The sequence below is a fragment of the Pseudomonas sp. FeS53a genome (assembly GCF_000931385.1).
Classification (GTDB): domain Bacteria; phylum Pseudomonadota; class Gammaproteobacteria; order Pseudomonadales; family Pseudomonadaceae; genus Metapseudomonas; species Metapseudomonas otitidis.
In genome coordinates, this window is record NZ_JYFT01000008.1 from 13,658 (window position 1) to 33,044 (window position 19,387).

The 19,387-nt window shown below is 66.5% G+C and carries 13 protein-coding genes; 10 read left to right on the forward strand and 3 right to left on the reverse strand.

Annotated elements, in window-relative coordinates:
- Positions 1-30: 30 nt before the first annotated feature.
- Entirely contained in the window at positions 31-2,730 is a 2,700-nt protein-coding gene (locus SZ55_RS02795) for a putative bifunctional diguanylate cyclase/phosphodiesterase (protein WP_044400954.1), read from the reverse strand.
- Between the two features lie 80 nt (positions 2,731-2,810).
- Between SZ55_RS02795 and SZ55_RS02800 the strand changes: the two genes are divergently transcribed.
- A complete protein-coding gene (locus SZ55_RS02800) occupies positions 2,811-3,341 on the forward strand; it encodes a hypothetical protein (RefSeq protein WP_107328978.1) in 531 nt (176 codons plus the stop codon).
- A gap of 181 nt (positions 3,342-3,522) precedes the next feature.
- Here SZ55_RS02800 and aceF read toward each other — a convergent pair whose 3' ends face one another.
- Both aceF and aceE read right to left on the reverse strand, forming a co-directional pair.
- Positions 3,523-5,505, reverse strand: coding sequence for a dihydrolipoyllysine-residue acetyltransferase (gene aceF / locus SZ55_RS02805; RefSeq protein WP_044400960.1), 1,983 nt, complete (start codon positions 5,503-5,505; stop codon positions 3,523-3,525).
- Between the two features lie 11 nt (positions 5,506-5,516).
- A complete protein-coding gene (aceE, locus tag SZ55_RS02810; protein WP_044400963.1) occupies positions 5,517-8,162 on the reverse strand; it encodes a pyruvate dehydrogenase (acetyl-transferring), homodimeric type in 2,646 nt (881 codons plus the stop codon).
- A 239-nt stretch (positions 8,163-8,401) separates the two neighbouring features.
- On the opposite strand from aceE, the gene glnE reads away from it, so the two are divergent.
- The 9 genes from glnE (at position 8,402) to SZ55_RS02855 (ending at position 19,368) form a co-directional block, all read left to right on the forward strand.
- A complete protein-coding gene (gene glnE, locus SZ55_RS02815; protein ID WP_044400966.1) occupies positions 8,402-11,350 on the forward strand; it encodes a bifunctional [glutamate--ammonia ligase]-adenylyl-L-tyrosine phosphorylase/[glutamate--ammonia-ligase] adenylyltransferase in 2,949 nt (982 codons plus the stop codon).
- A 53-nt stretch (positions 11,351-11,403) separates the two neighbouring features.
- A complete protein-coding gene (locus SZ55_RS02820; RefSeq protein WP_044400969.1) occupies positions 11,404-12,327 on the forward strand; it encodes a branched-chain amino acid transaminase in 924 nt (307 codons plus the stop codon).
- 93 nt (positions 12,328-12,420) lie between these two features.
- Entirely contained in the window at positions 12,421-13,458 is a 1,038-nt protein-coding gene (gene waaF, locus SZ55_RS02825) for a lipopolysaccharide heptosyltransferase II (RefSeq protein WP_044400972.1), read from the forward strand.
- Positions 13,455-14,516 (forward strand): lipopolysaccharide heptosyltransferase I, encoded by a 1,062-nt coding sequence (gene waaC / locus SZ55_RS02830; protein ID WP_044400975.1) that lies wholly within the window; start codon positions 13,455-13,457, stop codon positions 14,514-14,516. The genes waaF and waaC overlap by 4 nt, the downstream gene beginning before the upstream one ends.
- Entirely contained in the window at positions 14,516-15,637 is a 1,122-nt protein-coding gene (locus SZ55_RS02835; RefSeq protein ID WP_044400978.1) for a glycosyltransferase family 4 protein, read from the forward strand. Before waaC ends, SZ55_RS02835 begins: the two co-directional genes overlap by 1 nt.
- Positions 15,634-16,440 (forward strand): lipopolysaccharide core heptose(I) kinase RfaP, encoded by an 807-nt coding sequence (rfaP, locus tag SZ55_RS02840; protein WP_044400981.1) that lies wholly within the window; start codon positions 15,634-15,636, stop codon positions 16,438-16,440. Before SZ55_RS02835 ends, rfaP begins: the two co-directional genes overlap by 4 nt.
- A complete protein-coding gene (locus SZ55_RS02845) occupies positions 16,440-17,174 on the forward strand; it encodes a lipopolysaccharide kinase InaA family protein (RefSeq protein ID WP_044400984.1) in 735 nt (244 codons plus the stop codon). The genes rfaP and SZ55_RS02845 overlap by 1 nt, the downstream gene beginning before the upstream one ends.
- Positions 17,171-17,917, forward strand: coding sequence for a lipopolysaccharide kinase InaA family protein (locus tag SZ55_RS02850; protein WP_044400987.1), 747 nt, complete (start codon positions 17,171-17,173; stop codon positions 17,915-17,917). Before SZ55_RS02845 ends, SZ55_RS02850 begins: the two co-directional genes overlap by 4 nt.
- Positions 17,914-19,368 (forward strand): lipopolysaccharide kinase InaA family protein, encoded by a 1,455-nt coding sequence (locus SZ55_RS02855; RefSeq protein ID WP_044400991.1) that lies wholly within the window; start codon positions 17,914-17,916, stop codon positions 19,366-19,368. The genes SZ55_RS02850 and SZ55_RS02855 overlap by 4 nt, the downstream gene beginning before the upstream one ends.
- Positions 19,369-19,387: the final 19 nt, after the last annotated feature.

The window sequence follows — 19,387 nt, forward strand, 5'->3', positions numbered from 1 at the left end:
CCCGCTTCGGGGCCTGATGTTACAGCGGCGTCAGTGAGCCGTGCGGCAGGGGTAGCGGTGCAGGCTCTCAATGAGCTGGGCGCCGGGAATGGGCTTGTCGAACAGGTAGCCCTGGCCGACATCGCAGCGCTGGCGGCGTAGGAAGCCCAGCTGCGCGGCGGTTTCGATGCCTTCGGCGACGACCTTGAGCTTGAGCTTGTGGGCCATGGCGATCACGGCGGCGGTGATTTCCATGTCGTCGGAGTTGTCGGGGATGTCGTTGATGAAGCTGCGGTCGATCTTGATGACGTCGATGGGGAACTTCTTCAGGTAGCTCAGGGAGGAGTAACCGGTGCCGAAGTCGTCCATCGCCAGGGTGAGCCCGAGTGCCTTGAGGCGGTTGAGCTGCAGGCGGGTGTCGTCGGTGGCCTCCAGCAGCAGGCCTTCGGTCAGCTCCAGTTCCAGCAGCGCGGGGGGCAGTTCCTCTTCCTGGAGGATGGCGGCGATGGAGCCCACCAGGTCGGGGTCGCTGAACTGCTTGGGCGAGAGGTTGATGGCGACCTGCACCTGGCCGAGACCGGCGGCGCTGAGGCGACGGCTCATGCGGCAGGCTTCGCGGATCACCCATTTGCCGATGGGGATGATCATCCCGGTCTCTTCGGCGACGCTGATGAACTGGTCCGGGCGGATCATGCCGCGCTCGGGATGCTGCCAGCGCAGCAGCGCTTCCATACCGAGCAATTGGCCGCTGCGCAGGCACAGCTTGGGCTGGTAGAAGACTTCCAGCTCGTTCTGCGCCAGGGCGCGGCGCAGGTTGTTCTCGACGAAGAGCTTGTAGCTGGCTTCGGCGTTGAGGGTCTCGGTGAACAGCTGCAGCTGGTGCTTGCCGTTGGCCTTGGCCTTGTGCAGGGCGAGGCCGGCGTGCTTCATCAGGGTCTGCGGGTCACGCCCGTGCTGGGGGGCGCAGGCGAGGCCGAGGGAGCCGGTGACGCTGATCAGCTGGTTGTCGACGAACAGGGGTTTGTCCAAGGTGCGGAGGATCTGGCCGGCGGTCTTCTGGCCGGTCTCCAGGTCGGCGCCGTCGAGCAGTACGGCGAATTCGTTGCTGGCGAAGCGGGCGAGGATGTCGCCGGGGCTCAGGGTGTTGCGCAGGCGCCGGGCGAGGCTGACCAGGAGCTTGTCGCCGGTCTGGTGGCCGAGGCTGTCGTTGATCCGCTTGAAGTTGTCGATGTCCACCAGCAGCAGGCAGAGAGGCGACTCCTGTTCGTGGCGGAAGCGCTCTTCGAGGCTGCGGATGAAGTAGGGGCGGTTGCCGAGGCCGGTGAGGTTGTCGGTGTAGGCCAGCTTCTCGATGCGCTGCTGGGCCAGTTTGTTGTGGGTGATGTCTTCGTAGATGCCGATGTAGTGCGTCAGCTCGCCGTTCTCGCCGAACACCTTGGAGATGGACAACTGGCCCCAGTAGGGCTCGAGGTTCTTGCGGCGGCTGCGGAACTCGCCCTGCCAGCTGTTGCAGGTGCTGAGGCTGGAGCGGGCATCGAACAGCAGGTCGCTGAGGTTCTCCAGGGCGGGCAGGTCGGAGAGGCGGCGGCCATGGACTTCGTCGGCGCTGTACTGGGTGATAGCGGTGAAGCTGGGGTTGACGTATTCCACCAGGCCGTCGCGGTCCACCAGCAGGAAGGCGCTGGCGCTCTGTTCGACCGCGCGCTGGAACAGGTGCAGGGCGGTGGTGGCGTCGAGGCGCTGCTGGTTGACCAGCACCTGGGCGAACTGGTCGGCCAGTTCGCCGGCGAAGGCGATCTCGTCGCTTTGCCAGACACGGGGTGCGCCGGTGTGTTCCAGGCACAGCACGCCGACCACTTCACCGCCGATGCGCACGCTGGCGTCGAGCAGGGCGACGACGCCGGAGGGCTTGAGGTATTCCTCCTGCAGCTCGCTGGTGCGGGGGTCGCGCTGGGCACTGTGGGCGTCGATGGCGCGGCCGCTGTGCAGGGCCTCCAGGTAGCGCGGGAAACGGCTGACGTCCATCGCCGGCGGCAGTTCGTGGTGCCCCTGGTCGCGCAGGTAGCGGCTGACCGGGCGCAGGGTGGTGTCTTCGAGCATCCACAAGGAGGCGCGGGCGACTTCGTAGGCTTCGCAGGCGGCCTGGGTGATCAGCCGCGCGGCTTCCTGCGCCGGGTCACCCGCGCTGTAGCGGTGGCGGGCCAGGCGGACGATGAGGCTCTGCTGGGCGCGGGAGCGGATGAGGTGCTGCAGGTGGTCTTCCTGGGAGCGCTGGTACAGCTCCAGGGAACTCTTGAGGCGGGCGTTCTGGGCTTCCAGCTCCTGGATCTGCTGGGCGTGGTCGGATTCCTCGACCGGGGTGTCCACCAGCAGCAGGTAGCCCCGCAGCAGCTGCCGGCCGTGCTGCTGGAAGGCTTCGCCGATCTCCAGCAGCTGGAGCACGCCATCGGGGCCGTGAAGCGGGTAGTGCACCTGGTAGTTGGCGCCGGAGACCAGTTGCTGCTGGATGTCGTCATGCAGCCGGTAGCGCGACTCGGGACTCATCAGGCTGGCGTAGGGCGAGCCCACCAGGGCGCAGAGTTCGGTGGCGGGCAGGCCGATGTGGCGTTCGCAACTGGCATCGAGGAAGAGCATCGCCCAACTGGCTTCGTTCAGCCGCTCGAAACGCATGAGGCCAAGCCGCGAAGGGACTGGCAACTGCGTCACAACCTCGGCCACCGTACGGCTGGCGGCATCGGGATGGCTTTTCATCGGGCGGGTGGGTTCCAGTATGCTGGCCGAGTTCGGGCCTCGGCCCACTTCTAAAATTTGGCGTCGGGCAAGGGTGCATCATGCTGATGGGGCTGACAAGACAACTGGGTGGGGCTTTGTTGCTGTGCGGGCTGCTTTTTTCCGTTGGGGCGCGCGCGGCGGAGACGCAACCGGCCCTGAGCAGCGAGGAACAGGCGCGCTACCTGTCCGAGCTGAAGCGCCTGTACATGACCTCCGATGAGCGCAAGGCGCTGTTCGCACACGCCAATTCGCTGCTCAGCACCTACGCCTTGAGCGCCGGCTACCAGGTTGGCCAGGCGGATCGCCGGGACCTGCGCTACCAGCTCAGCCTGGCGCGCCCGGGGGAGCTGATGCTGCGCGAGGAAACCCGTGCCGCCAATGGCACCGGGGTGGCGGTGCACAACCGCTTGCTGCCGGTGTTCGGCGTCGATCCGAGCATCAGCTACGAGTGCCCGCGTGGCGGCATCAGCTGCACCTTCAATGCGCCGGGCAGCAACGCGCCGCTGCTCACCATCGTGCGGGACGTGAAGGGCGCCGGCGAGCTGGCCAAGGCGCTGAGCTTCCTGATCCGCAACGTCCAGAAGGGTTGAGTTCCGGGGCCTTCCTCGGCCCTTGGCACCCGTTCTTTTCTTCTTCCTTGCCTTGCATCCTGCCGCGCATTTGCGCGGCGGGTCGTTGTTGTCTGCCCCTCTGTTTCGCACTCAAAAAAAACCCCGCCAATCGGCGGGGTTGAGGTACGAGCCTGACGTGCTCGCAATGAAGCAAAGGGTGTTACAGCAGCATGGTGCGGATGTCTGCCAGCACGTCGCCGAGGCGCTTGGTGAAGCGCGCGGCGGCGGCGCCGTTGATCACGCGGTGATCGTAGGACAGCGACAGCGGCAGCATCAGGCGAGGCTGGAAGGCCTTGCCGTCCCACACCGGCTGCATGGTGGCCTTGGAGACGCCGAGGATCGCCACCTCGGGCGCGTTGACGATCGGCGTGAAGCCGGTACCGCCAATGTGGCCGAGGCTGGAGATGGTGAAGCAGGCGCCTTGCATGTCGTCGGCGGAGAGCTTCTTGGTGCGTGCTTTCTCGGCCAGGGCGGCGGCTTCGGCAGCGAGCTGCAGGAGGCTCTTCTGGTCGACGTTGCGGATCACCGGGACCAGCAGGCCGTCCGGGGTGTCCACGGCAAAGCCGATGTGCACGTACTTCTTGCGGATCAGCGCCTTGCCGCTGGGGGCGAGGGAACTGTTGAAGTCCGGCAGTTCCTTGAGCAGGTAGGCGCAGGCCTTGAGCAGCAGCGGCAGGACGGTGAGCTTGACGCCCGCCTTCTCGGCCACGGCTTTCTGGGCGACGCGGAAAGCTTCCAGCTCGGTGATGTCGGCGGAGTCGAACTGGGTGACGTGGGGCACGTTGAGCCAGCTGCGGTGCAGGTTGGCGGCACCGACCTGCATCAGGCGGGTCATGGCCACTTCTTCGATTTCACCGAACTTGCTGAAGTCCACGGTGGGAATCGGCGGGATGCCGGCACCACCGGTGGGCGCGGCGGCAGCAACTGCCGGGGCGTCCTTGGCCTTCTGCATGACCGACTTCACGTAGGCCTGCACGTCTTCCTTCAGCACGCGGCCGTGGGGGCCGGTGGCCGGAACGGCCGCCAGGTCGACGCCGAACTCGCGGGCCAGCTGGCGAACCGCCGGGCCGGCGTGGACCTTGGCACCGCTGGAGCGGGCCGGTACGCCGGTGGTGTTGGCGGCGGCGGCGGACAGCGAGGCAATCGCCGAGACCTCGGCGGCGGCCACCGGGTGGGCGCCTTCCGGTACGCGGTGCAGCGGTTGCTGCTGGACGGCCGGCTCGACAGCCGCGGCGGCGCCTGCGGTCTTGAGCTTGAGGATCAGGTCGCCGGTGCCGACTTCGTCGTCCAGCTTGACGATGACGCTTTCCACCACGCCGGCGGCGGGAGAGGGGATCTCCATGGAGGCCTTGTCGGATTCCAGGGTGATCAGCGACTGGTCGGCTTCGACGGTGTCGCCGGCCTTGACCATGACTTCGATGACCTTGACCTTGCCGCTGGTGCCGATGTCCGGCACGTGGACGTCCTGCACGCTGGCGGCCGAGGCAGCCGGCGCTGCTGCGGGGGCGGCAGCCGGTGCCGGCGCGGCGGCAGGTGCAGCGGCCTGGGCCGGTGCCGGGGCAGCAGCGCCACCCGCGACCTTCAGCTTGATGATCAGGTCGCCGGTGCCGACTTCGTCGTCCAGCTTGACGATGACGCTCTCCACCACGCCGGCGGCGGGGGAGGGGATCTCCATGGAGGCCTTGTCGGACTCCAGGGTGATCAGCGACTGGTCGGCCTCGACGGTGTCACCGGCTTTGACCATGACTTCGATGACCTTGACCTTGCCGCTGGTGCCGATGTCCGGCACGTGAACGTCCTGCACGCTGGCGCCCGAAGCAGCCGGGGCTGCTGCCGGGGCCGGTGCGGCAGCGGGCTTTTCCTCGGCCTTGGCGGCCGGGGCAGCAGCTGGAGCCGGGGCTGCGGCGGCACCTTCGACTTCCAGTTCCAGCAGTTCGTCGCCTTCCTTCAGGCGGTCGCCGAGCTTGACCTTGAGGCTCTTGATCACCCCGGCCTTGGGCGCGGGGATCTCCATGGAGGCCTTGTCGGACTCCAGGGTCAGCAGGCTCTGGTCGGCTTCGATGCGGTCGCCGACCTTGACGAACAGTTCGATCACTTCACCTTCGCCGCTGCCGATGTCGGGTACGCGAATCAACTCACTCATCGCTACGCTCCTTAGCAGTCCAGCGGGTTACGTTTTTCGGGGTCGATGCCGAACTTGGCGATGGCCTCGGCCACTACGCGCGGTTCGATCTCGCCACGGTCTGCCAGGGCTTCCAGGGCGGCCAGCACAACCCAGTAGCGGTCCACTTCGAAGAAGTGGCGCAGCTTCTTGCGGCTGTCGCTGCGGCCGAAGCCGTCGGTGCCGAGCACTTTGTATTCCTTGCTCGGAACCCACTGGCGTATCTGGTCGGCGAACAGCTTCATGTAGTCGGTGGAGGCGACGACCGGGCCTTTGCGGCCGGTCAGGCACTGCTCGACGTAGGTCTGCTGCGGCTTCTGCTCCGGGTGCAGGCGGTTGCGACGCTCCACGGCCAGGCCGTCGCGACGCAGTTCGTTGAAGCTGGTGACGCTCCAGACGTCGGCGGCGACGTTGTACTCGTCACGCAGGATCTTCGCGGCTTCGCGGACTTCGCGCAGGATGGTGCCGGAGCCCAGCAGCTGCACGTGGTGCGCGGCCTCCTTCTTGTCCTCTTCGAGGAGGTACATGCCCTTGATGATGCCTTCCTCGGTGCCTTCGGGCAGCGCGGGCTGCTGGTAGGCCTCGTTCATCACGGTGATGTAGTAGAAGACGTTCTGCTGTTCTTCGGTCATCTGGCGGATGCCTTCACGCACGATCACCGCCAGCTCGTAGCCGTAGGTGGGGTCGTAGGTGCGGCAGTTGGGGATGGTGGCCGCCATGATGTGGCTGTGACCGTCCTCGTGCTGCAGGCCTTCGCCGTTGAGGGTGGTCCGGCCGGAGGTGCCGCCGATCAGGAAGCCACGGGCACGGCTGTCGCCGGCCGCCCAGGCCAGGTCGCCGATGCGCTGGAAGCCGAACATCGAATAGAAGATGTAGAACGGCAGCATCGGCTGGTTGTGGTTGCTGTAGGAGGTACCGGCCGCGATGAACGAGGACATGGCGCCCGCCTCGTTGATGCCCTCTTCGAGGATCTGGCCCTTCTTGTCCTCCTTGTAGAACATCACCTGGTCCTTATCGACGGGCTCGTAGAGCTGGCCGACAGAGGAGTAGATGCCCAGCTGGCGGAACATGCCTTCCATACCGAAGGTACGGGCTTCGTCCGGGATGATCGGGACGATGCGCTGGCCGAGTTCCTTGTCCTTGACCAGCTGCGCGAGGATGCGCACGAAGGCCATGGTGGTGGAGATTTCGCGGTCGCCGGTGCCGTCGAGGATGGCCTTGAGGGTATCCAGCGGCGGAGTCGGGATGCTGAAGCTGTTGGCACGGCGCTGGGGCACGTAGCCACCCAGGGCGGCACGGCGTTCATGCAGGTACTTGTGCTCGGCGCTGCCCGGCTCGGGGCGTACGAAGGGCAGTTTTTCCAGGTCTTCGTCGCGGACCGGGATGTCGAAGCGGTCGCGGAACTGGCGCAGGCTGTCCACGTCCACCTTCTTGGTGTTGTGGGCGGTGTTCTGCGCTTCGCCGGCACCGGTGCCATAGCCCTTGATGGTCTTGGCGAGGATGACGGTGGGCTGGCCGGTGTGGTTCACGGCCTGGTGGTAGGCCGCGTAGACCTTGTACGGGTCGTGGCCGCCACGGTTCAGCTTCCAGATCTCGTCGTCGGAAAGGTCCTGGACCATTTCCTTGAGCTCGGGGCTGTTGAAGAAGTTCTCGCGGACGTACGCACCATCCTTCGCCTTGTAGTTCTGGTATTCGCCGTCGACCACTTCGTCCATGCGGCGCTGCAGGGAGCCGTCCTTGTCCTTGGCGAACAGCGGGTCCCAGAAGCGACCCCAGACAACCTTGTTGACGTTCCACTGGGCGCCACGGAACACGCCTTCGAGTTCCTGGATGATCTTGCCGTTGCCGCGAACCGGGCCGTCGAGGCGCTGCAGGTTGCAGTTGATGACGAAGATCAGGTTGTCCAGCTTCTCGCGGCCGGCCAGGGAGATGGCGCCGAGGGATTCGGGCTCGTCGCACTCGCCGTCGCCCATGAAGCACCAGACCTTCTGCTTGCCAGCGGGGATGAAGCCGCGGGCTTCCAGGTACTTCATGAAGCGGGCCTGGTAGATCGCCTGGATCGGGCCGAGGCCCATGGACACGGTGGGGAACTGCCAGAAGTCCGGCATCAGCCACGGGTGCGGGTAGGAGGAGAGGCCCTTGCCGTCGACTTCGCGACGGAAGTTCTGCATCTGTTCTTCGCTCAGGCGGCCTTCCATGAAGGCGCGGGCGTAGATGCCGGGGCTGGCGTGGCCCTGGTAGAAGATCAGGTCGCCGCCGTGCTCCTCGGTGGGAGCCTGGAAGAAGTAGTTGAAGCCGATGTCGTAGAGGGTCGCCGAGGAGGCGAAGCTGGAGATGTGGCCGCCCAGGTCCGGGTCTTCGAGGTTGGTACGCATCACCATCGCCAGTGCGTTCCAGCGCACCAGGGAGCGAATGCGGCGCTCCATGAACAGGTCACCCGGCATGCGTGCTTCGTGGGAGACCGGGATGGTGTTGCGGTACGGCGTAGTCGTGGAGTAGGGCAGCTTGGTGCCGCTGCGGGCGGCCAGCTCACCCATGCGGGTCAGCAGGTAGTGCGCGCGGTCTTCACCTTCTTTGTCGAGTACGGACTCCAGGGCGTCCAGCCATTCCTGGGTTTCGACGGTATCGAGGTCTTGCATGGCTTGCTCCAGGGCGGAAAGGCTTCCAGAATCGGATGCCTATGTTCACTGCCGGCCTTTTGGGCAGGCAGAAGCTAATTCTTGGATTAACCGGGGGGTCGAACCGGCCTTGTGTAGTTTTACTACAAATCGACGGCGGATTCAGCTCTCTGGGCACAATCTTTCGTAGTAAAACTACAGGTCCACGATGCGAGGCCTCTGGAACCGAGGCCCGGCGCGCGCCGATCACAGGATAGACCATGAGCCTGCCCCCGCTTGTCGCCCTGCCCCACCTGCTGCAACCCCTTGCCGAGCGCGCTCGCACCAGCTTTCTTGCCGGGCTCGAGCACCTCCCCGAGTCGCTGCGCGCGACCTTCGAGCAGTGGCCCGAGGCACGCTGGGAGGCGTTTCGCCGGGTCTGTGCAGCCAGTGACTTCGTGGCTGAACAGGTGCGTCGCGATCCGGCCCTGCTGGTGCAGTTGGTGGAGTCGGGCGGGCTTGAATGTACACTCGAATCCGGAGAATTGTGTACAAAAATTGATGAGCTCCTTGTCGATTGCGCAGACGATGAGGCGCTAGGCCGCTGCCTGCGGCGTTTTCGCAACCAGCAGCAGGTGCGCATCATCTGGCGCGACCTGACTCGCCAGGCCGATCTCGCCGAAACCTGCCGCGACCTCTCCGACCTCGCTGACGCCTGTATCGATCGTGCCTACCACTGGCTCTACCCGCGCCACTGCGCCCAGTTCGGTACGCCCATGGGCCGACGGTCGGGGCAGCCGCAGCACATGGTCATCCTGGGCATGGGCAAGCTGGGGGCGCATGAGCTGAACCTGTCCTCCGACATCGACCTGATCTTCGGCTACCCGGAGGGCGGCGAGACGGAAGGCGCGCGCCGTGCGCTGGACAACCAGGAGTTCTTCATCCGCCTCGGGCAGCGCCTGATCAAGGCGTTGGACGCCATCACCGTCGATGGGTTCGTGTTCCGTGTCGACATGCGCCTGCGCCCCTACGGTTCCTCCGGCGCGCTGGTGCTCAGCTTCAATGCGCTGGAGCAGTACTACCAGGACCAGGGGCGGGACTGGGAGCGCTACGCGATGATCAAGGCCCGTGTGGTGGGGGGCGACCCGGTCGCCGGGGCGCAACTGCTGGAGATGCTGCGGCCGTTCGTCTACCGCCGCTACCTGGACTTCTCCGCCATCGAGGCGCTGCGCTCGATGAAGCAACTGATCCAGCAGGAAGTCCGCCGCAAGGGCATGACCGAGAACGTCAAGCTCGGCTCGGGTGGCATCCGCGAGGTGGAGTTCATCGCCCAGGCTTTCCAGCTCATCCATGGCGGGCGCGACCTCAGCCTGCAGCAGCGTCCGCTGCTGAAGGTCCTGGCCACACTCGCGGGCCAGGGCTACCTGCCCGGCAAGGTGGTCGATGAGTTGCGCGAAGGCTATGCCTTCCTGCGCTACACCGAGCACGCCCTGCAGGCCATCGCTGACCGCCAGACCCAGATGCTGCCGGACGACGAGCTGGACCGCGCACGCGTTGCCTTCATCATGGGCTTCGACGACTGGGCGGCGTTCCATGAGCGCCTGATGTTCTGGCGTGGCCGGGTGGAGTGGCATTTCCAGCAAGTGATTGCCGATCCCGATGAGGACGAGGCTGGCGGTGTCTGTGAAGCCTGCATCGGTGCCGAATGGCTGCCGCTCTGGGAGGAGGCGTTGGACCCTGAAAGCGCCGAGCGCCAACTGGAGGAGGCGGGTTTCCGGGATGCCCCGGCCGCCTTCAAGCGCCTCACCGACCTGCGCAACGGCCCCCAGCTGCGTGCCATGCAGCGCCTGGGGCGCGAGCGGATGGACGCCTTTATTCCCCGGCTGCTGGCAATGACCGTCGAGCATGCCACCCCCGACCTGGTGCTGGAGCGGGTATTGCCGCTGGTGGAAAAGGTCGCGCGCCGCTCTGCCTACCTGGTCTTGTTGACTGAGAACCCGGGCGCCCTGGAACGCCTGATCACCCTCTGCGCCGCCAGCCCCTGGATCGCCGAGCAGATCGCCCGCTACCCGTTGCTGCTGGACGAGCTGTTGAACGAAGGGCGTCTCTATCACCCGCCGCTGGCACCCGAACTGGCGGCCGAGCTGCGTGAACGCCTGACGCGGATTCCGGAAGACGACCTGGAACAGCAGATGGAAGCGCTGCGGCACTTCAAGCTGGCCCACAGCCTGCGGGTCGCGGCCTCGGAAATCGCCGGCACGTTGCCCCTGATGAAGGTGAGCGACTACCTGACCTGGCTGGCTGAGGCGATCCTCGACCAGGTGCTGGCCCTGGCCTGGCGCCACACCGTGGCGCGCCACGGCACGCCGCGTCGGGCCGATGGCTCGGCCTGCGACCCGGACTTCATCATCGTTGGCTACGGCAAGGTCGGCGGGCTCGAGTTCGGTCATGGCTCCGACCTGGACCTGGTGTTCATCCACGACGGCGATCCCCTGGCCGAGACTGACGGCGCCAAGCCCATCGACGGCGCGCAGTTCTTCACCCGCCTGGGGCAGCGCATCATCCACCTGCTGACCACCCAGACCACCTCCGGCGACCTGTACGAAGTGGACATGCGCCTGCGGCCTTCCGGTGCTGCAGGGCTGCTGGTGAGTTCCCTGGGCGCCTTCCAGCGCTACCAGGAGAGCGAAGCCTGGACCTGGGAGCACCAGGCCCTGGTGCGGGCGCGGGTGTTGGTGGGCTGCCCGCGCGTGGCGTCGGCCTTCGAAGCGGTCCGCCTTGCGGTGCTCGGGCGCGAGCGCGACATCGATACCCTGCGCCGCGAAGTGAGCGAGATGCGCGCCAAGATGCGCGACAGCCTGGGCAGCCGCTCGACCGCTGCCGGGACCGGCGAGAATGCCTTCGAAGCCGCATCGCCGTTCGATCTGAAGCAGGACGCCGGCGGTATCGTCGATATCGAATTTATGGTGCAATATGCGGCCCTCGCCTGGTCGCGACGGCATCCAGAGCTGGTTCGCTACACCGACAACATCCGCATTCTGGATGGTCTCGGCGCGGTGGGACTGCTGACCGCCGAGACCGTCAGCCTGCTGCAGGAGGCCTACAAGGCCTATCGTTCCGCAGCGCATCGCCTGGCCCTGCAGAAGCAGCCCGGCGTGGTGAGTGGGGACCAGTTCCAGGCGGAGCGCCACGGCGTGATGCGGATCTGGCGCGAGTTGGGCTTGAGCTAACTGCCTGCCCACTCGCCGTGCTGAATCAATCGAACTCTTGAGGAGCTGGCAATATGTCGATGGCCGACCGTGATGGCGTGATCTGGTATGACGGCGAACTGGTGCCGTGGCGCGATGCGACCACCCACGTCCTGACCCACACTCTGCACTACGGCATGGGCGTGTTCGAAGGCGTACGCGCCTACAACACCCCGGACGGCACCGCCATCTTCCGCTTGCAGGCCCACACCGACCGCCTGTTCGACTCCGCCCACATCTTCAACATGCAGATCCCCTTCACCAAGGAGGAGATCAACGAAGCCCAGCGCGCCGCCGTCCGTGAGAACGGCCTGGAAAGCGCCTACCTGCGCCCCATGGTGTTCTTCGGCAGCGAAGGCATGGGCCTGCGCGCCTCCGGCCTGAAGGTGCACGTCATCGTCGCCGCCTGGCACTGGGGCGCCTACATGGGCGAAGCCGCGCTGGAAGCGGGTATCAAGGTGCGCACCAGCTCCTACACCCGTCACCACGTCAACATCGCCATGACCCGCGCCAAGGCCAACGGCAACTACATCAACTCCATGCTGGCCCTTCAGGAAGCCATCTCCGGTGGCGCCGACGAGGCCATGCTGCTGGACCCGGAAGGCTACGTGGCCGAGGGCTCGGGCGAGAACATCTTCCTGGTCAAGGATGGCGTGGTGTACACCCCGGAAGTGACCTCCTGCCTCAACGGCATCACCCGCAACACCGTCCTGACCCTGGCCGGCGAGCTGGGCATCAAGGTGGTCGAGAAGCGCATCACCCGCGACGAGGTGTACATCGCCGACGAGGCCTTCTTCACCGGTACCGCCGCCGAAGTGACCCCGATCCGTGAAGTCGATGGCCGCCAGATCGGTGCCGGCCGTCGCGGCCCGGTGACCGAGAAACTGCAGAAGGCCTACTTCGATCTGGTGACCGGCAAGACTGCCGCCCACGGTGAATGGCGCACCCTGGTCAAGTAATCCGACTGAGCTGCATACCGCAAGCCGCAGGCTGCAAGTGGGCGACCGCTTGGAGCTTGCGGCTTGTCGCTTGAGGCGTGAAGCTGCCCGCTTATGAAAATTCTGATCGTAGGCCCCTCGTGGGTCGGTGACATGGTGATGGCCCAGACGCTCTTCCAGTGTCTGAAGGCGCGCCCTGTTGACTGCGAGATCGACGTTCTGGCCCCCGAGTGGAGCCGCCCCATCCTCGAGCGCATGCCGGAAGTCCGCCAGGCGCTGAGCTTCCCGCTCGGGCATGGCGCGCTCGAACTCGCCACCCGCCGGCGCATCGGCAAATCCCTGGCCGGCCAGTACGACCAGGCCATCCTGCTGCCCAACTCGCTGAAGTCGGCCTTGGTGCCGTTCTTCGCCGGGATTCCCAAGCGCACGGGCTGGAAGGGCGAGATGCGCTACGGCCTGCTCAATGACATCCGCACGCTGGACAAGGCCCGTTACCCGCTGATGATCGAGCGCTTCATGGCGCTGGCATTCGAGCCCGGTGCCGAGCTGCCCCAGCCGTATCCACGCCCGTCCCTGCGCATCGAGGCGCAGAGCCGCGACGCCGCCCTCGGCCGCTTCGGCCTGGGACTGGATCGCCCGGTCCTGGCCCTGTGCCCCGGTGCCGAGTTCGGCGAGGCCAAGCGCTGGCCGGCCGAGCACTATGCCAAGGTGGCGGAAGTGAAGATCCGCGCCGGTTGGCAGGTGTGGCTGTTCGGCTCGAAGAATGACCACCCCGGCGGCGAAGACATCCGCATGCGCCTCATTCCCGGCCTGCGGGAAGAGGTGGTCAACCTGGCCGGGCAGACCAGCCTGGCCGAAGCCATCGACCTGCTTTCCTGCGCCGAGGCGGTGGTCTCCAACGACTCCGGCCTGATGCACGTCGCCGCCGCCCTGAACCGCCCGCTGGTGGCCGTGTACGGCTCCACCTCGCCGCAGTTCACGCCGCCCTTGGCCGAGCACGTCGAAATCGTCCGCCTGCGGCTGGAGTGCAGCCCGTGCTTCGAGCGCACCTGCCGCTTCGGGCACTACAACTGCCTGCGCCAGCTCAAGCCGCGCCCGGTCATCGAGGCCCTCGAGCGCCTGGTGGCGGACCCGATCGAGGTCGCCGGATGAGGGTTCTGCTGGTCAAGACCTCTTCCCTTGGCGATGTGATCCACACGCTGCCGGCCATCACCGATGCGGCACGTGCCATCCCCGGCATCCAGTTCGACTGGGTGGTGGAGGAAGGCTTCGCCGAGATTCCCGCCTGGCACCCGGCGGTGGCCCAGGTCATTCCGGTGGCAATCCGCCGCTGGCGCAAGAACCTGTTCCAGACCCTGCGCAGCGGTGAATGGGGGCGCTTCAAGCGGCGCCTGCGGGAGACCCGCTACGACCTGGTGATCGACGCCCAGGGGCTGTTCAAGAGCGCCTGGCTGACCCGCTACGCCAAGGCCCCGGTGGCCGGGCTCGATCGCGAGTCAGCCCGTGAGCCCATCGCCGCGCGTTTCTACGACCAGCCCCATGCCGTCGCCTGGGGGCAACACGCCGTCGAGCGGGTGCGCCAGTTGTTCGCCAAGGCACTGGACTACCCGCTGCCACAGAGCACCGGTGACTACGGCCTGAATCGCGCGCAACTGGCCGACGCGCCGGGCGCCGCGCCTTACCTGCTGTTCCTCCACGGCACCACCTGGGACACCAAGCACTGGCCCGAAGCCTACTGGCGCGAGCTGGCCGAGCGGGTCTGCGAGCATGGCTGGAACCTGCGCTTGCCGTGGGGCAATGCCGCAGAGAAGGCCAGGGCCGAACGCCTCGCCGAAGGCCTGGATGGCGCCGCCGTGCTGCCGCGCCTGTCCTTGGCCGGCATGGCCAAGGTGCTCGCCGGCGCGCGTGCCTGTGTGGCCGTGGACACCGGGCTGGGGCATCTGGCCGCCGCCCTGGATGTGCCGACCCTGTCGCTCTATGGCCCGACCAACCCAGGCTTCACCGGCGCCTACGGGCGTTCGCAGGTCCACCTGGGCAGCGACTTCCCCTGTGCGCCCTGCCTGAAGAAGCAGTGCGCCTACCAGCCGAGCGAAGAGGAGCGCCGTCGCTTCGACCTCAAGCGCGAGCAGCCCCTGTGCTTCACCCGGCTGAACCCGCAGCGGGTGGCCACCCAGCTGGAGGCCCTGCTGCTGACCGAGGACTCCCACTGATGCAACTGGCCTTCGTGCTCTACAAGTACTTCCCCTTCGGCGGCCTGCAGCGCGACTTCATGCGCATCGCCCAGGAATGCCAGCGTCGTGGTCACGCCATCCGCGTCTACACCATGATCTGGGAAGGCGACGTGCCGGACGGCTTTGACGTGCGGGTCGCGCCGGTCAAGGCGCTGTTCAACCACAAGCGCAACGAGAAGTTCACCGCCTGGGTCGAGGCCGACCTGGCGCGCCAGCCGGTGGAGCGGGTGATCGGCTTCAACAAGATGCCCGGGCTGGACGTCTACTACGCCGCCGACCCCTGCTTCGAGGACAAGGCGCAGACCCTGCGCAACGGCCTGTACCGTCGCTGGGGGCGCTACAAGCACTTCTCCGACTACGAGCGCGCCGTGTTCGCCCCCGAGTCGAAGACCGACGTGCTGATGATTTCCGAAGTGCAGCAGCCGTTGTTCGTGAAGCACTACGCCACCCCGGCGTCGCGCTTCCACCTGCTGCCACCGGGCATTGCCAGTGACCGTCGTGCTCCGGCCAATGCGGCGGACATCCGTGCCGAGTTCCGCCGGGAGTTCAAACTGTCCGACGACGACCGGCTGCTGGTGCAGATCGGCTCCGGGTTCAAGACCAAGGGGCTGGACCGCTCCCTCAAGGCGCTGGCGTCCTTACCGCGGGAGTTGCGCAAGCGCACCCGGCTGATCGTCATCGGCCAGGACGACCCCAAGCCGTTCCTGCTGCAGGTGAAGGCCCTGGGCATTTCCGACCAGGTGGACATCCTCAAGGGGCGTAGTGACATCCCGCGCTTCCTGCTGGGTGCCGACCTGCTGATCCACCCTGCCTACAACGAGAACACCGGCACGGTGCTGCTGGAGGCGCTGGTGGCCGGCCTGCCGGTCCTGGTCACCGACGTCTGTGGCTATGCCCACTACATCGACGAGGCCGAGGCCGGCCGTGTGGTGCCCAGTCCCTTCGAGCAGGACACCCTCAATCGCATGCTCGCCGAGATGCTCACCGACGACGCGGCGCGCCAGCGTTGGGCGGCCAATGGCCTGGCCTTCGCCGATCATGCCGACCTGTACAGCATGCCCCAGCGGGCGGCCGACCTGATTCTCCAGGAGCGTCCATGAAGCTGGAGCTGAGGGCGCCTTTCGAACAGCTGTGGCGCGGGCGTGACGCCTTCGAAGCGGTAGAGGCCCTGCATGGCCAGGTCTATCGCGAGCTGGATGGCCGCCGCACGCTGCGTACCGAGGTCGACGGGCGGGGCTACTTCGTCAAGATCCATCGCGGCATCGGCTGGGGCGAAATCCTCAAGAACCTGGTGACCGCCAAGTTGCCGGTGCTCGGCGCCGGCCAGGAGTGGCGGGCGATCCATCGCCTGCAGGAGGTGGGCGTGCCGACCATGACCGCCGTCGCCTTCGGCGAGCGCGGCGACAACCCGGCCCAGCAGCACTCCTTCATCATCACCGAGGAACTGGCGCCGACCGTCAGCCTCGAGGACTTCTCCCTCGACTGGCCGCGCAACCCGCCGCCCCTGGCGCTCAAGCGCGCGCTGATCGACGAGGTGGCGCGAATGGTGCGTGAGATGCACCGCGCGGGCGTCAACCACCGCGACTGCTACATCTGCCACTTCCTGCTGCACACCGACAGGCCAGTGACCCCGAGCGACTTCCGCCTGTCGGTCATCGACCTGCACCGCGCCCAGGTCCGCCCGAGCCTGCCGCGCCGCTGGCGCGACAAGGACCTGGCTGCGCTCTATTTCTCGGCCCTGGATATCGGGCTGACCCGACATGACTGGCTTCGCTTCCTGCGGGTCTATTTCGACCGGCCATTGAGCGAGGTCTTGCGCCAGGAGCGGCCCCTGCTGGCCCACCTGGCTCGCAAGGCGGCGAAGCTCTATGCGCGCAAGCAGCGCTATGGAGATGCACTCTGATGGCGGCTTGGATACTGGCCCCCGATTACGCCGCGCTGGCGGAGGACTTTGGCAGCCTGGATCGCGTCTTTGCCCTGGAGGCGGAGCGCATCACCAGCGATCCGCTGTCCGAAGTCGTACGCCTGGAGCGCAATGGCATCCGTTATTACGTAAAGCGCTACTGGGGGGCAGGCAAGGGACTGCGTCGCTACCTCGGGCGGCCCCGGGTCAAGGCGGAGTGGCAGAACCTGCGCTGGTTCGCCAAGTGGGGTATACCCACCGCGCCCATCGTCGCCTACGGCATGGAGCGCCGGGGTGGCGCTTTTCTGCGGGGTGCGCTGATCACTCGGGAGCTGCTGGACACCGAGGACCTGGCGCACCTGGCGCTCACCGATGATCCGCGTCTGCTCGATCGGCGCTGGGTGGATGGCATCAGCCGGCAACTGGCCAAGGCGACCCGGACCCTCCACGATCACGCGTTTGCGCACAACGACCTGAAATGGCGAAACCTGCTGGTGGATCCGGCCGGGAAACTGTTCTTCATCGATTGCCCCACGGGAGCCTTCTGGTGGGGGCGCTTCCTGGAGCGACGGATCGTCAAGGATCTCGCCTGCCTCGACAAGGTGGCCAAGTACAAGCTGTCCCGCGTTCAGCGGATGCGCTTCTACCTGCAATACCGTGGGCTCGGGCGCCTGGATCGCAGTGGCAAGGCTCAGGTCCGCCGTGTGCTGAGTTACTTCGAGGGGCGCGAATGAACGACTTCGTGGCCCCTGACGACCTGGCTTGCCTGCAGGCCCACGGCCTGGCCGACTTCGATGCCTTGTGGGCGCTCAAGCTCGAAGCCGTGGACCTTCCCAACACCGAGCGCGGCGGCTGGAGCAGCGTGTTCCGCCTGGAGCTGGGTGAGCGGGCGTACTACCTCAAGCGCCAGTCGAATCACCTGACCCGCAGCCTAGCGCATCCCTTCGGTGAGCCGACCTTCGCTAGGGAATTCCGCAATATCCGTCGTTACGCCAAGTTGGGCATTCCCGCGTTACAAGCAGCCTTCTTCGCTGAGCGGCGCTGCTCGGGCGAGCACCGCGCCATCCTGTTGACCCGTGCTCTGGATGGCTGGCACGAGCTCGACCACTGGCTCGACCAATGGCCTGCGGTCGAAGCCGGCCAGCGCGAGGCCCTGCTGGACGCCTGCGGCCGTTTGGCGCGGCAGCTTCACGGAACCGGGCAGATGCACGGCTGTTTCTACCCCAAGCACATCTTCCTGCGCCCTGCCGCCGTCGGTTACGAGGCGTGCCTGATCGATCTGGAGAAGACGCGTCCGCTGCTGTTCGGTCGTCGCGACCGGGTCAAGGACCTGGAGCCTCTGTTGCGCCGTGCGCGTATCTGGAGCACCGCTGATATCCGGCACTTCCTGGTTGCCTACCTGAGAAGTAGCGCCGATGTCGAGCATTGGGAGCAACTCCTGATGCGGCGCCAGCGGGACAAGGAGAGCCGCGCATGAGGCTTGTTGAACTTGCTGGCATGGGGCGTTCCCCTGCCTTGCCCCTGCAGCTTGAGCTGAACGGCGAACGGCTGCAGTTGGAGACTCTGCTGCGTGTGTTGCCGGGCCAGCGCTATGTAGGTGCTGCGATGTGGAAAGGGCGCCGGGTGCTGGCCAAGTTGCTGGTGGGGGGCAAGGCAGCCCGCCACTTCGAGCGCGAGCGCCAGGGCGCCGAGCTGATGGCGCGCCAGGGCCTGCCGACTCCGGCCCTGCTGGAAAGCGGGCTGGCGTCCGGGCAGGGTGGCTGGCTGTTGTTCGAGTTCCTCGAGGGCGCCAGCAGCCTGTGGGACGAGTGGCGCCGGGTCGAAGGCGAGTCGTTGCTCTCCGACGGCCAGCAGCGCGTCGTGGGTGAAGCCCTGGAGCTGGTCGCCCGCCTGCATGCTCGCGGCCTGGTGCAGGAGGACCTGCATCTGGACAACATCCTCCGGCATGACGGGCAGCTCAAGCTGATCGATGGTGGCGGTGTGCGTGCCGTCTGCGAGGGCGAACCCCTGCCCCGCGAGCAGGTGCTGGCCAATCTCGGGGTGTTCTTCGCCCAGTTGCCCGCCACCCTTGCGCCTTACCTGGAAGAGCTGCTGGTGCATTACCTGCTGGCCAACGGTGAGCACGCCTTGCCGCTGGAAATGCTGGAGAAGGAGATCGCCCGGGTCCGCCGCTGGCGCCTGCGTGACTTCCTCGAGAAGGTCGGTCGCGAATGCAGCCTGTTCAGCGTCCGGCGCTCGCTGTTCGGCCTGCGTGCCGTTCGTCGGGATGCCGAGGCGCGTGTGGCGCCGCTGCTGGCCGCTCCGGATGCCGCCATCGCCGCCGGTCATCGCTTCAAGGACGGCGGTGCCGCAACGGTGGCACGGGTGGAGCAAGGCGGCGAGACGCTGCTGGTCAAGCGCTACAACATCAAGAACCTCCTGCACTGGCTAAAACGCTTCTGGCGGCCGTCCCGTGCCTGGCACAGCTGGCGCGAGGGTCATCGCCTGGCCTTCCTCGGCATCGCCACGCCGCGTCCGCTGGCGGTGGTGGAGCACCGTTGGCTGGGCCTGCGCGGACGCGCGTACCTGATTACCGAATATCTGCCGGGTCAAGATATAATCGCCCGTTTTCGAGACGCCCAGGCGGACGGTGCGAACCAGGGGCTGCCGCCGGAAGCCGAGCTGGAAGCCCTGGATCGCCTGTTTGCCGCGCTGATCCGCGAGCGCATCAGCCACGGCGACCTGAAGGGGCACAACCTGTTCTGGCAGGACGGGCACTGGTCTTTGATCGACCTGGATGCGGTTCGGCAACACGGCAGCGAGCGCAGCTTCGCCAGGGCCTATGCCCGGGATCGCGAGCGCTTTCTGCGCAACTGGCCGGCGGATTCGGCGCTGTACCGTCACCTGGATGAACGTTTACCCAAGGCCAGCTTGAAGCCCGAGGCTTGAAGCTGGGAACGAGCCCCGA

Excerpts from the sequence above, each read along its gene's own strand:
- SZ55_RS02800 (WP_107328978.1), top strand. The coding sequence starts at position 2,811 with ATGCTGATGGGGCTGACAAGACAACTGGGTGGGGCTTTGTTGCTGTGC.
- aceE (WP_044400963.1), bottom strand. The coding sequence starts at position 8,162 with ATGCAAGACCTCGATACCGTCGAAACCCAGGAATGGCTGGACGCCCTG.
- waaF (WP_044400972.1), top strand. The coding sequence starts at position 12,421 with ATGAAAATTCTGATCGTAGGCCCCTCGTGGGTCGGTGACATGGTGATG.
- SZ55_RS02845 (WP_044400984.1), top strand. The coding sequence starts at position 16,440 with ATGGCGGCTTGGATACTGGCCCCCGATTACGCCGCGCTGGCGGAGGAC.
- SZ55_RS02855 (WP_044400991.1), top strand. The coding sequence starts at position 17,914 with ATGAGGCTTGTTGAACTTGCTGGCATGGGGCGTTCCCCTGCCTTGCCC.
- rfaP (WP_044400981.1), top strand. The coding sequence starts at position 15,634 with ATGAAGCTGGAGCTGAGGGCGCCTTTCGAACAGCTGTGGCGCGGGCGT.
- aceF (WP_044400960.1), bottom strand. The coding sequence starts at position 5,505 with ATGAGTGAGTTGATTCGCGTACCCGACATCGGCAGCGGCGAAGGTGAA.
- waaC (WP_044400975.1), top strand. The coding sequence starts at position 13,455 with ATGAGGGTTCTGCTGGTCAAGACCTCTTCCCTTGGCGATGTGATCCAC.
- SZ55_RS02820 (WP_044400969.1), top strand. The coding sequence starts at position 11,404 with ATGTCGATGGCCGACCGTGATGGCGTGATCTGGTATGACGGCGAACTG.
- glnE (WP_044400966.1), top strand. The coding sequence starts at position 8,402 with ATGAGCCTGCCCCCGCTTGTCGCCCTGCCCCACCTGCTGCAACCCCTT.
- SZ55_RS02835 (WP_044400978.1), top strand. The coding sequence starts at position 14,516 with ATGCAACTGGCCTTCGTGCTCTACAAGTACTTCCCCTTCGGCGGCCTG.
- SZ55_RS02795 (WP_044400954.1), bottom strand. The coding sequence starts at position 2,730 with ATGAAAAGCCATCCCGATGCCGCCAGCCGTACGGTGGCCGAGGTTGTG.
- SZ55_RS02850 (WP_044400987.1), top strand. The coding sequence starts at position 17,171 with ATGAACGACTTCGTGGCCCCTGACGACCTGGCTTGCCTGCAGGCCCAC.